Genomic DNA, 12,034 nt, shown 5'->3' on the forward strand with positions numbered 1-12,034 from the left:
GTCCACAGCGGAGCCTTGTTGCGGAGCCGGTCCCGGCCGCGCATAGTTGCGCTGCGGAAGAGCCGGAACCGGGGGTGGGATGGGCGATGGCCGGGCACGGGGCTCAGGAGCACCCGCACGGGGCCGACCGGCTGTGCGCGGCCGGGGACCGCGTGTACTCCCGGGCGGTCCGGCGCGGCCGGGTGCCGCGCCAGGACGCCGAGCCGGTCCCCTGCCTCCTGGAACTGGCCCTGCTGCATCCCGACCCCGACGACATGGACTGGCTGGTGCCGACCTCCCCGCAGGAGGTCATGACGCGGCTGCTGCGCGGGGTCCACGACGAGGTCAGCGCCAGTCAGCGGCGGGTGGGCTCGGCCGTGGAGGCCTTCGAGTGGTACGCGGGCCTCGGCAGGCTGCTCCAGACCCCGGCCGGCACGGAGAGCACGGCCATCCGGGTCCTCGACGGGCTGTCCCGCATCCAGGCCGCGATGGACGAGGCGACGCAGGCCTGTACGACGGAGGTGCTCACCGTCCAGCCCGGCGGCATCCGGCGCGAGCACGAGCTGTCCGAGGGCCTGCACCGGGCGCTGGCGCTACGGGGGCGCGGGGTGCGGATGCGGGACCTGTACACGCACGTGGCCCGGCACGGGCAGGGCCTGCTCAACTACCTGGAGCTGATGGGCGACGCGGTGGAGGCCCGCACCCTGGACGAGGTCATCGACCGCCTCATCCTCTTCGACCGCACCGTCGCCTTCATCCCCGCCAACACCGACCGCACGATGGCCCTGGAGCTGCGCCACCCCGCCCTGATCTCCTACCTGGTCACGGTCTTCGAACGCCTCTGGCGCCTCGCCATCCCCCTGACCGCCCCCCTCCCCGACACCGGCATCGAGGGCATCTCCCACCGCGAGCAGTCCATCGCGGCGCTCCTCGCCGAGGGCCACCAGGACGCGGTGATCGCGGAACGCCTCGGCATCAGCGTCCGTACCGCCCGTGCGCACATCGCCCGGCTCTCGGAGACCCTGGGCGCCGCGAGCCGCACGCAGTTGGGCGTCCGCATAGCCCAGGCCGGCCTGGACGGCGCCCCGCGCCGTGCTCCGGCCCCGGTCATCCTTCCTGATCGAGAATCCCCGACTGCCCGATGAGGTACCCGAGCTGAGCCCGGCTCTCGCTGCCGAGGGTGGCGGCGAGTTTGGCGATGTGGACGCGGGCGGTGCGAACATTCATGCCGAGGCGGTCGGCGATGTCGGTGTCGGTGTGGCCCTCGATGAGCAGGGCGGCTATGGCCCGTTGGCGGGGGGTGATGCCGTTGAGCGTGGGCTGGTGGACGGCCTGGGGGTGCATGGGGGTGGCGAGGTGCCACAGCCGGTCGAAGGTGTTGACGAAGTACGCGATGAGGGCGGGGTGGCGGACTTCGAGGGCGAGGGATCGGTCGGCGCTGGCGGGGATGAAGGCGACGGTGCGATCGACGATGATGAGGCGGTCGGTGACCTCGTTGAGAGACCGCGCCTCCACGTCGCCGGTCAGGCGCTCGTACCGTCCGATGATCAACGGAGCGTGGCGGACGGTGTGCTGGTACAGGGCGCGGACGCGGCCACCACGGTCGAGGAAGGCCTGGTCTCGCTGCAAGGCGGCTTCGTGGTAGTGGAAGGGCGGAGTGATCAGGCCGTCGTGCGGTTGTATGGCCAAGAGCTGTTGCCTCCCTTCGGCCATGGCCTCGGCGATGGCCCGGCCGGTTCGCTCCTTGCCGTGGAGAAGCCGCAGGGACGGGGTGTCCTCGCCTGCGGGCGCCTGTCCTTCGAGCCGCATGAGGGGTTCGAAGGCGTCGGCGAGGCGTTGCCCACGGCGGCGTTCGTCGGCGATGCGGTCCTCCGAGGACCGGAGCAGGCGTTGCAGCATCACGGTGGGCGGAACGGGCTCCAGGCGGTCCAGGTCGTCGACGGCGGGGTGGAGGATGCCGTTGTCGATCAGGCAGGGTGCCGCTGACGCCTCGACGCCGGGAAGGTGTCCTTCCCGCAGTGCGCGGGCGTAGATCTCCAGGCCCGCATCACACAGCTCCTCCGTTCCGTGGTGATGCACCTCTGGGGTCACGTGTGACTCTCTTCGTCGACTGGGATCAGTGATCCTTCTCCAGGATCCCGGACTGGGCAATGAGGAAGCCGAGCTGGGCGCGGCTGCCGCTGCCCAGAGCGGATGCCAGCTTGGCTATGTGGGCCCGGCAGGTCCGGACGTTCATGCCCAGGCGCCGGGCGATGGCCTCGTCGACGTGGCCCTCGACGAGCAGCTTGGCGATGGAGTGCTGGATGCCGGTGATGCCGTCGGAGGCGGTTTCGTAGGGGGCGCCGGCGGACAGCGGCACCGCGCGACCCCACATGAACTCGAACACCTTGGTGAGGTAGCGCACCAGTCCAGGGTGGCGCAGCTCCAGGGCGACCTGCCGGTCCTCGCGGATGGGGATGAAGGCGACGGACTCGTCACAGATGATGAGGCGCTCGACGAGTTCGTCGATGGTGCGGTACTCCACCCTGCCGTTCGCGAACTGGTCCACGTAGGCGAGTCGTTCTGGGTTGTACCGCGCGGTGTGCTGGTAGAGGGTACGGATGCTCACCCCGCGCTCGATCAGCGGCTTGTCGCGCTCCAGTGCTTCGAGGAGGCGGTTCTCGGCGCTGCGGGCGCTGCCACTGGGTTGAACGGTGAGCATCTCGGTCTGGCACTGGGCTGTGGCCAGGTCGAGAGCCGCGTTGATGCGGTCCAGGCCCTCCAGAACGCTGATGGAGTGGGTGGGGGCGGTGTCCTGGACTCCGAGAGTCATGAACGGCTCGAAGACTTCGGAGAGCGCGATCGACAGCCGCCGATGCTCGGTGATGTCGCGCTCGATCGGGTTGAGCCGCTTGGCCAGGGCGATCGCAGGAGGCACAGGACGCAACCATTTTGCGTCGTCAGGATCGGGATGAAGCAGCGCGAACTCCACGAGACACGGAGCGGACTCGACCTCTGTCCGCAGTACGCGTCCTGTTCGCAGAGCACCCGCGTAGAGGCGCTTTCCGTCCTCACAGAGCTCGGTGACCGCATGAGGATGTGTCGTATTAGTCCCGTTTGAAGTCAAATCTCCACCCCCCAGGGTCCTGAACGTGCAGGAACATGATGCACCGATTGTGTGGCCATGACGTGCCTGAATGAGCCATCGTCTTATCTGACGGGGGATAGAGGGGATCTTCAAGTGAGGACGAAGCCGACTATGCGTAAGAAAATGCTTCGCTCGGTGCTTGTTGTCGCCGTCTCCGCCGTTGTGGCCTTCGGAGCTCTGGCTGGCCTCTCCGGTGCGAAGGGCGATACGCACGGTGCGGTTGTTGGGGTCGAGATTGCGTCCGCCGTCGCGGTCGGCGACGAGGCGGCCAGTCTTCCGGCGGACAGCAAGTGGGACTGATCGACATGACGACACCACCCGACGACCGCTCCTTCCGTCGTGAAATGGCCACCGCCTACCGCTCCGGCTGGCACTTCATCGACCTCGTCACCGCGATACCGCACGCCGGTGACTCCCTGATGGTGACCGTCTTCGGCGAGCCGGTCGTCGTCACGCTGGACGAGGACGGCGACGTGCGTGCGTACCGGTGTCTGCGGCGGCCTCGGGGGGCGCCGCAGCCCGTGCGGTGTGCCATCCGGTACGGAATGATTTTTGTGAACCTGGACCAGCGGGACCACCGGCTCGAGCAGCCGGAGATCCCCGAAGTGCGGACCATCTCGGCCACCCCCCGCAGTGCCTGACGCGATTCCCCCGTCGTAACACAATCGCTCAGGTGCTTCCCCCCGGCAGCGGCGTCACCGTGACCTGAACACGGTGACGCCGCTGTCGCATGTGCGGACATCTCGCGACAGTGGCCGGTTCCACGGCTGGCCGAAAAGGCACTCGTGTGACGTGGTCCCGACTCCTTGTGCGCCCACCCTGGCGTCCCTGAAGGAGACGTGCGTGCGCCACCTTGAGTGGAATGGACTCAACTTTGTGTACGCTGGATGAGTCAGCACTGACGCGAGGAGGAGAGCCAGAACGTGGACGCCGAGCTGACCAACCGGAGCCGGGACGCGATCAACGCGGCCAGCAACCGGGCCGTGACCGAGGGAAACGCCGACCTCACCCCCGCCCACCTGCTCCTGGCCCTGCTCCAGGGGCAGGACAACGAGAACATCACCGACCTGCTCGCCGCCGTCGAGGCCGACCTCGCCGCGGTGCGCACCGGCGCCGAGCGCATCGTCGCCGGGCTGCCCAGCGTGACCGGGTCCACCGTCGCACCCCCGCAACCCAGCCGTGAGATGCTCGCCGTGGTCGCCGACGCCCAGGCACGCGCCAAGGAACTCGGGGACGAGTACCTCTCCACCGAGCACCTGCTCCTCGGCATCGCCGCGAAGGGCGGCGCGGCCGGTGAGGTACTGGAGGGGCAGGGAGCCAGTGCGAAGAAGCTGCAGGAGGCCTTCCGCAAGGCGAGGGGAGGGCGTCGCGTGACCACCGCCGACCCCGAGGGCCAGTACAAGGCCCTGGAGAAGTTCGGTACCGACCTCACCGCCGCCGCGCGGGACGGGAAGCTCGACCCCGTCATCGGGCGGGACCAGGAAATCCGGCGGGTGGTCCAGGTGCTCAGCCGGCGGACCAAGAACAACCCCGTCCTCATCGGCGAGCCCGGCGTCGGCAAGACCGCCGTCGTCGAAGGACTCGCCCAGCGGATCGTCAAGGGGGACGTGCCCGAGTCGCTGAAGGACAAGCGGCTGGTCGCGCTCGACCTGGGGGCCATGGTCGCCGGGGCGAAGTACCGCGGTGAGTTCGAGGAGCGGCTGAAGACCGTCCTCGCCGAGATCAAGGACTCCGACGGGCAGATCGTCACCTTCATCGACGAGCTGCACACCGTCGTGGGCGCCGGCGCCGGCGGGGACTCCGCCATGGACGCCGGGAACATGCTCAAGCCCATGCTCGCGCGCGGTGAGCTGCGCATGGTCGGCGCCACCACCCTCGACGAGTACCGGGAGCGGATCGAGAAGGACCCCGCCCTGGAGCGGCGTTTCCAGCAGGTGCTGGTCGCCGAGCCGACCGTCGAGGACTCCATCGCCATCCTGCGCGGCCTCAAGGGCCGCTACGAGGCCCACCACAAGGTGCAGATCGCCGACAGCGCGCTGGTGGCCGCCGCGAGCCTCTCCGACCGGTACATCACCTCCCGCTTCCTGCCCGACAAGGCCATCGACCTCGTCGACGAGGCCGCCTCCCGGCTGCGCATGGAGATCGACTCCTCGCCCGTCGAGATCGACGAACTCCAGCGCTCCGTCGACCGGCTGAAGATGGAGGAGCTGGCGATCGGCAAGGAGACCGACGCCGCCTCCCTGGAGCGCCTGGAGCGGCTGCGGCGCGACCTCGCCGACAAGGAGGAGGAGCTGCGCGGCCTCACCGCCCGCTGGGAGAAGGAGAAGCAGTCCCTCAACCGGGTCGGCGAGCTGAAGGAGAAGCTCGACGAACTGCGCGGACAGGCCGAGCGCGCCCAGCGCGACGGCGACTTCGACACCGCCAGCAAGCTGCTCTACGGCGAGATCCCGGACCTGGAGCGCGACCTGGAGGCCGCCTCCGAGGCCGAGGAAGAGGTAGCCCGGGACACCATGGTCAAGGAGGAGGTCGGCGCCGACGACATCGCCGACGTCGTCGCCTCCTGGACCGGCATCCCCGCCGGGCGCCTCCTGGAGGGCGAGACGCAGAAGCTGCTGCGCATGGAGGACGAGCTGGGCAAGCGGCTCATCGGCCAGACCGAGGCCGTGCGGGCCGTCTCCGACGCCGTACGGCGCTCCCGCGCCGGGATCGCCGACCCGGACCGCCCGACCGGATCGTTCCTCTTCCTGGGCCCCACCGGCGTGGGCAAGACCGAGCTGGCCAAGGCGCTCGCCGACTTCCTCTTCGACGACGAGCGGGCCATGGTCCGCATCGACATGTCCGAGTACAGCGAGAAGCACAGCGTCGCCCGGCTGGTCGGCGCGCCCCCCGGATACGTCGGCTACGAGGAGGGCGGCCAGCTCACCGAGGCCGTGCGCCGGCGGCCGTACACCGTCGTGCTGCTCGACGAGGTGGAGAAGGCGCACCCCGAGGTCTTCGACATCCTGCTCCAGGTACTGGACGACGGCCGCCTCACCGACGGCCAGGGCCGCACCGTCGACTTCCGCAACACCATCCTGGTGCTCACCTCCAACCTGGGCAGCCAGTACCTGGTCGACCCGACGACCGGCGAGGCGGAGAAGAAGCAGCAGGTCCTGGAGGTGGTCCGGTCCTCCTTCAAGCCGGAGTTCCTCAACCGGCTGGACGACCTGGTGGTCTTCTCGGCCCTCAGCAAGGAGGAGCTGAGCCGGATCGCACGCCTCCAGATCAACGGCCTGGCCCGTCGGCTCGCCGAACGCCGCCTCACCCTGGAGGTCACCGACGAGGCCCTCGCCTGGCTGGCCGAGGAGGGCAACGATCCGGCCTACGGCGCCCGCCCGCTGCGCCGCCTCGTCCAGACCGCGATCGGCGACCGGCTCGCCCGGGAGATCCTCTCCGGCGAGATCAAGGACGGCGACACGGTCCGCGTGGACCGCTTCGGCGACAACCTGATCGTGGGTCCGTCGAGCGGCAAGACGCTGTAGCCGGCCGCGCGGCACCACCCCGGCGATCCGTCCCTCCGGGTTGCCGGGGCCCGGGGCGGGTACCCGACTGGCCGGATCAAGTCAGCCCAGGGCTGACAGGCCCCGGGTGGGCTTGCCACGCCCCTCCCCGCATGGGGGAGGATGGCCGGATCCGTACGAAGGGAAATTCACGGTGAGCATCGACCCGTCCTCGATTCCGAACTTCGGGGGCAAGCAGCCCGAGCCGCAGCCCCAAGGACCGGCGGGCCCCGTCGTCCCGGATCAGGATCTTGTGAAGCAGCTCCTCGAACAGATGGAGCTGAAGTACGTCGTCGACGACGAGGGCGACCTCGCGGCGCCGTGGGAGCAGTTCCGTACGTACTTCATGTTCCGCGGCGAGGGTGACCAGCAGGTCTTCTCGGTGCGGACGTTCTACGACCGGTCCCACCAGATCGACGAGAAGCCCCAGCTGCTCGAGTCGGTCGACGACTGGAACCGGCGCACCCTGTGGCCCAAGGTGTACTCCCACACCCACGACGACGGCACGGTCCGCCTGATCGGCGAGGCGCAGATGCTGATCGGCATGGGCGTCAGCCTGGAGCACTTCGTCTCCTCGACGGTCAGCTGGGTGCGGGCCGCGATCGAGTTCGACCGGTGGCTCGTGGAGCAGCTCGGCCTGGAGCAGGACGTCAACGAGTCGGAGAAGCCGACCGACGAGGACGGCGAGTAGTCCGACCTCACGGCACCACCGGGAGAGCCCGGCCGCCCGCTGCCGCGGGGGCCGGGCTCTCTCCTTGCCGTGCGGCTCAGCCCGAAAGCGTCTTGAGCCGCCGCACGGCCTCCTCCAGCACCGGGGTCCGCTTGCAGAACGCGAACCGCACGAAGGGTGCGCCCTCCTCCCGGTGGTCGTAGAAGACCGCGTTGGGGACGGCGACGACGCCCGCGCGCTCGGGCAGGGAGCGGCAGAAGGCGAAGCCGTCGCGCTCGCCGAGGGGGCGGATGTCGGTGGTGACGAAGTACGTCCCGGCGGGGCGGTACACGCCGAAGCCCGCCTGGGCCAGGCCCGCGGCCAGCAGGTCCCGCTTCGCCTCCATGTCCTGCCGGTAGGCGGTGAAGTACGACTCCGGCAGCGCGAGCGCCTCGGCGACCGCGTACTGGAAGGGTCCCGAGGCCACGTACGTCAGGTACTGCTTGGCCGAGCGGACCGCCGTGAGCAGGGCGGGTGCGGCGGTGACCCAGCCGACCTTCCAACCCGTGAACGAGAACGTCTTGCCGGCCGACCCGATGGTCACGGTGCGCTCCCGCATCCCGGGGAAGGACGCCAGCGGGAGGTGCTCGGCCGTGTCGAAGACCAGGTGCTCGTAGACCTCGTCGGTCACCACCAGCAGGTCCCGCTCCACCGCCAGCTCGGCGATCGCGGCCAGCTCGTCGCGGGTCAGGACCGTGCCCGTCGGGTTGTGCGGGGTGTTCAGCAGCAGCAGGCGGGTGCGGTCGGTGACCGCGTCGCGCAGCTCGTCCAGGTCCAGGCGGAACGTGCCCTCGTGCGGCCGCAGCGTCACCGGCACGCGGGTGCCGCCCGCCATCGCGATGCAGGCCGCGTACGAGTCGTAGTACGGCTCCAGCGCGACGACCTCGTCGCCGGGCTCCAGCAGGGCCAGCAGGGCGGCCGCGATGGCCTCCGTGGCGCCGGCGGTGACCAGGACCTCGGTGTCGGGGTCGTAGGACAGGCCGTAGCGGCGCTGCTGGTGGTCGGCGACGGCGGCGCGCAGCTCGGGGACGCCGGGGCCCGGCGGGTACTGGTTGCCGCGCCCGTCGCGCAGTGCCCGTACGGCGGCCTCGCGGATCTCCTCGGGGCCGTCGGTGTCGGGGAAGCCCTGGCCGAGGTTGATCGCCCCGGTCCGCGCCGCCAGGGCGGACATCTCGGCGAAGATCGTCGTCCCGAACTCCGCGAGCCGGCGGTTCAGGAGGGGGCGGGCGCTGGAGCTCATCGAGGTCATGCCGGTCATCCTGCGCCGAAGCTCTGGACTTCCTCAACTCTGCTTTGGGGCGTGGCGGCGAGGGGCATCTCCCGTTCACCGACAGGCAGCGAGGCGTCCGACGGGGGACTGCTTCGGGGGACTTCCGGGCGCGAGCCCGGGAACGGAAGGAGGGTGGAGCCATGGTCACAGGCATTGTTCTGGTCTTGGTCGCAGCCCTGTTGATCAGGGGAATCTCGGTGAGCCGGCGCGCCTCCCGCGCCGGGCGGGGCAGGCCCTGGTCCGGCTCGGGCGGCGGCAGTGGCAGCGGCGGCAGTACCAACAGCTGGTGGGCCGGTGACGGGGGCGGTTCGTCCTCCGGCGGCCACCACTCGGGCCACTCCTGCGGTGGCGGCTCGTCCTGCGGAGGCGGGTCGTCCTGCGGGGGAGGGGGCGGCGGATGCGGCGGAGGCGGCGGCTGACACGGGGCAGCTGAGCCTTTGCACAGGGGGAACCGCATCCCCTGCACGGGGCCCGCTCCTGGGGCCGGGCCCCGCGTCCCCACCACGAGCGCCCGCCGGGTCACACGCCCGGTGGGCGCTCCCACGCCCGGCGCACTCCGTACGGGCGGGGTGTGCGCCCGGGTTGAACAGTTGAGCTGTGGAGCCCCCTGAGGGATGGAAACGTCACGAAGTTGGGTAAAAACGCTGTGGCGGCGCCATCGTTCATGATTCGCTCTCCCTCACCAACGCAGCTCCTCGGACGACCTGTTGACCCCCCTCCTGACCGGCCGACTGGGCTGAGCGGGCCGCATCCCCGGCAGTGCCACGGATGCGCAGGCCCCACACCTTCCTCTCCTTGTGTGCTTGCGGAGCCGATCCATGCTCACGACCCTGAATACCGCCTACACCGACACCCGCGCCGCCGACCTGGCCTGGACCCTGGGCCGCGAGCCGCTGCCCGCGCTCGCCTGTCTCGACGTCGAACTGACGGACGCACGCCTTCAGTTGAGGCTGCTCGGCGCCTCCCACCAAGTCCTGCTCGAGGAGGAGCGGGGCAGCTGCTCGGAGACGGTGGCGTGCATCCCCGGCAGCAGTACCCCCCTGCCCCTGGGCGTCGCCAAGCGGGTGGGCGACTGGGAGTACGAGTTCGCCGCCCGCGTCGAGGTGCTGACGCCGGGCTCCTTCGCCGGCCGGGCCCAGGAACTGCTGGCCCTGGTCTCCGACCATCCGCACGGCCTGGCCGGTGTCTTCCCCGGCAGTCCGCACGCCTTCACCGCGCTGCTGGCCCAGCGGCACGAGGGGCAGGTGCACTGGCGGACCTGGCACGCCTATCCGCAGGACGGCCAGTTGGTGGCGACCCGGACGCGGGTGGGCGTGCGGGTGCCGACGGCCCGGCTCAGCCCGTCCGCGGTGTGAGCGGGCGGCACCGGCGGGCGTGGTGGGCGGCACCGGCGGGCGTGAGCGGGCGGGGACCGAATAAACCTGCGGTGCCCGACCGGCCCCGAGGTTCACACGTGTGGGTGACGAAGCGCAGCGCTGGAGTGACGTAACGTCACTGCGTGATCGAACCGCACGCGCCCGCCCCGCCCGGCTCTCCGCCGTCCTGGGGCGGCCCCTGCGGTCCACAAGCGCCCGCGCGGCTGCCCGTCCGGCCGGCCGTCGGGCGGTTCCTGGTGCTGGCGGGCGTGTTCGTGTGCGCGGCCTGCGGGCTCGTGTACGAACTCGAACTCGTCGCGCTCGCCTCGTACCTGATCGGCGACTCGGTCACCCAGGCGTCCGTCGTCCTGTCCGTCATGGTCTTCGCCATGGGCCTCGGCTCGCTCGCCGCCAAACGGCTGCGCGGCCTGGCGGCGGCCGGCTTCGGCGCGCTGGAGGCCGCGCTCGCCCTGGTCGGCGGCTCCAGCGCCATGCTGCTGTACGCGGTCTTCGCCTGGACCGGCGGCTGGGGCGGCCTGTGGGCCGACGGGCCGCGCATCCTGCTGGTCGCCTTCTCCCTCGCCATCGGCGTGCTGATCGGCGCCGAGGTGCCGCTGCTCATGGAGCTGATCCAGCGGGTGCGCAGGCAGGACCCGGGCGGCGCCGTCGCCGACCTGTTCGCCGCGGACTACGTCGGCGCGCTCGTCGGCGGCCTGGCCTTCCCGTTCGTCCTGCTGCCCTTCCTGGGCCAGCTCACCGGCGCGCTGCTCACCGGCACCGTCAACGCGGTGGTCGGCGCCGCCCTGGTCCTCGGACTGTTCCGGCGCGACCTGACCCGCCGGGCGCGCTGGCTGCTGCTGATCGCCAACGTGGTCGTCCTCGCCCTCCTCGCCACCGCGACCGTCCTCGCCGACGACTTCGAACGCGCGGCCCGGCAGGCCGTGTACGGCCAGGACGTCCGCGTGGCCGTCCGGACCGACGTGCAGGAGATCGTCCTCACCGGCGAGGCCGACGGGCGGCCCCTCGACCTGTTCCTCGACGGGCGGCTGCGGGTGCGCGGCAGCGACGGGCGGGGCTACCACGAGGCGCTGGTGCACCCCGCCATGAGCGGCCCCCACGCGCGCGTGCTGATCCTCGGCGGCGGCGACGGCCTGGCCGCGCGGGAGGTGCTGCGCCACCCCGGCGTGCGCCGCGTCGACGTCCTCGAAGCCGACCCCGGCCTCGCCCGGCTGGCCCGGCACGACCCCGGTCTGTCCACCCTCAACGAGCACGCCTACGGCGACGCGCGCGTCCACGTCCTCACCGGCGACGCCTTCCACCGGCTGCGCGCGACGCCCTCCGCGACGTACGACGTGGTGATCTCGGACCTGCCCGACCCGGGCAACACGGCCAGCACGAAGCTGTACTCCCAGGAGTTCTACGGACTGCTGCGGCGGGTGCTCGCGCCCGACGGGCGGCTGGCGGTCCACGCGGGCCCGGACGGCGCACACCCCCGCGCCTTCTGGACCGTGGACGCCACCCTCCGCGCGGCGCGCCTGCCCGCCGTCGCCTACCGCGTCGGCGCACGCGACTCCGACTCCGACTCCGGCTCCGAGGCCGACTCCGGGCCCGGCCCCCGCCGCGCGGCCGCGGAGGCTCCCGCGCCTCGCGGCTGGGGCTTCCTGCTGGCCGCGCGCACGGCCCCCGCGCTGCGCCTGGACCCGGCGGCACCCCGCCCGCACAGCCTCACCCAGGACTCCCTGGCCCGGGGCGCCCGCGACGCGGCCCGCACCCGGATGACCGGGCTGCCGCCCTCCACGCTCGTGCATCCGCGGTTCTGAGCCCGCCCGCACGGGTGCCGCGACCGCGATCCACCGCGTCCCCGTGCGGCGGCCCGACCCTCCCCCAGGTGCGGGACGGACCGCCACACCCCCCGGTGGATCGCTCGCACCGAGAATCTACGGCCGCCCCGCGCGTCCCGGAATCCGGCGGTGGGTGGAGACCGGAGCCAACCCGGCGCGGTAGTCGCCCGGTTCCTGCAACTTCCGCGGTACGGCAGAAGGATGACGCCGACGC

At 71.4% G+C, this 12,034-nt stretch carries 10 protein-coding genes; 7 read left to right on the forward strand and 3 right to left on the reverse strand.

Going from position 1 to position 12,034, the window contains the following annotated elements; all coding sequences use genetic code 11:
- The first annotated feature begins 86 nt into the window (after positions 1–86).
- Positions 87–1,124 carry a helix-turn-helix transcriptional regulator gene (locus tag ACZ7MF_RS28110; protein ID WP_471480777.1) on the forward strand — a complete coding sequence of 346 codons (1,038 nt, stop codon included), beginning with the start codon at positions 87–89 and terminating at the stop codon, positions 1,122–1,124.
- Here ACZ7MF_RS28110 and ACZ7MF_RS28115 read toward each other — a convergent pair.
- Positions 1,087–2,070, reverse strand: coding sequence for a helix-turn-helix transcriptional regulator (locus tag ACZ7MF_RS28115; RefSeq protein ID WP_471480779.1), 984 nt, complete (start codon positions 2,068–2,070; stop codon positions 1,087–1,089). The two genes, ACZ7MF_RS28110 and ACZ7MF_RS28115, sit on opposite strands and share 38 nt — an antisense overlap.
- 25 nt (positions 2,071–2,095) lie before the next feature.
- Positions 2,096–3,085: a helix-turn-helix transcriptional regulator gene (locus ACZ7MF_RS28120; RefSeq protein WP_471480781.1), complete on the reverse strand. Its 990-nt coding sequence runs from the start codon at positions 3,083–3,085 to the stop codon at positions 2,096–2,098.
- A 114-nt stretch (positions 3,086–3,199) separates the two neighbouring features.
- On the opposite strand from ACZ7MF_RS28120, the gene ACZ7MF_RS28125 reads away from it, so the two are divergent.
- From ACZ7MF_RS28125 to ACZ7MF_RS28140, 4 genes are all read left to right on the forward strand, one after another.
- Complete coding sequence (locus ACZ7MF_RS28125; protein WP_471480783.1) at positions 3,200–3,406, forward strand: hypothetical protein; 207 nt, start codon at positions 3,200–3,202, stop codon at positions 3,404–3,406.
- A 5-nt stretch (positions 3,407–3,411) separates the two neighbouring features.
- Positions 3,412–3,747: a Rieske (2Fe-2S) protein gene (locus tag ACZ7MF_RS28130; RefSeq protein ID WP_003975277.1), complete on the forward strand. Its 336-nt coding sequence runs from the start codon at positions 3,412–3,414 to the stop codon at positions 3,745–3,747.
- 282 nt (positions 3,748–4,029) lie between these two features.
- Positions 4,030–6,627, forward strand: coding sequence for an ATP-dependent chaperone ClpB (clpB, locus tag ACZ7MF_RS28135; protein ID WP_471480784.1), 2,598 nt, complete (start codon positions 4,030–4,032; stop codon positions 6,625–6,627).
- Between the two features lie 172 nt (positions 6,628–6,799).
- Positions 6,800–7,336, forward strand: a complete 537-nt coding sequence (locus tag ACZ7MF_RS28140; RefSeq protein ID WP_003975279.1) for a YbjN domain-containing protein — start codon at positions 6,800–6,802, stop codon at positions 7,334–7,336.
- Positions 7,337–7,412: 76 nt separating this feature from the next.
- Here ACZ7MF_RS28140 and ACZ7MF_RS28145 read toward each other — a convergent pair whose 3' ends face one another.
- Complete coding sequence (locus ACZ7MF_RS28145) at positions 7,413–8,603, reverse strand: pyridoxal phosphate-dependent aminotransferase (protein ID WP_471480788.1); 1,191 nt, start codon at positions 8,601–8,603, stop codon at positions 7,413–7,415.
- A gap of 839 nt (positions 8,604–9,442) precedes the next feature.
- Here ACZ7MF_RS28145 and ACZ7MF_RS28150 point away from each other — a divergent pair.
- Together ACZ7MF_RS28150 and ACZ7MF_RS28155 are read left to right on the forward strand one after the other, a co-directional pair.
- Positions 9,443–9,979: a DUF2617 family protein gene (locus ACZ7MF_RS28150; RefSeq protein ID WP_356867305.1), complete on the forward strand. Its 537-nt coding sequence runs from the start codon at positions 9,443–9,445 to the stop codon at positions 9,977–9,979.
- Between the two features lie 143 nt (positions 9,980–10,122).
- Positions 10,123–11,799, forward strand: a complete 1,677-nt coding sequence (locus ACZ7MF_RS28155; RefSeq protein WP_471480791.1) for a polyamine aminopropyltransferase — start codon at positions 10,123–10,125, stop codon at positions 11,797–11,799.
- Positions 11,800–12,034: the final 235 nt, after the last annotated feature.

This window comes from Streptomyces sp. NPDC111628 (assembly GCF_055635195.1).

Bases quoted from the DNA above. Each gene is read 5' to 3' on its own strand.
- ACZ7MF_RS28110 (WP_471480777.1), top strand. From the start codon at position 87: ATGGCCGGGCACGGGGCTCAGGAGCACCCGCACGGGGCCGACCGGCTG.
- ACZ7MF_RS28130 (WP_003975277.1), top strand. From the start codon at position 3,412: ATGACGACACCACCCGACGACCGCTCCTTCCGTCGTGAAATGGCCACC.
- ACZ7MF_RS28145 (WP_471480788.1), bottom strand. From the start codon at position 8,603: ATGACCTCGATGAGCTCCAGCGCCCGCCCCCTCCTGAACCGCCGGCTC.
- ACZ7MF_RS28150 (WP_356867305.1), top strand. From the start codon at position 9,443: ATGCTCACGACCCTGAATACCGCCTACACCGACACCCGCGCCGCCGAC.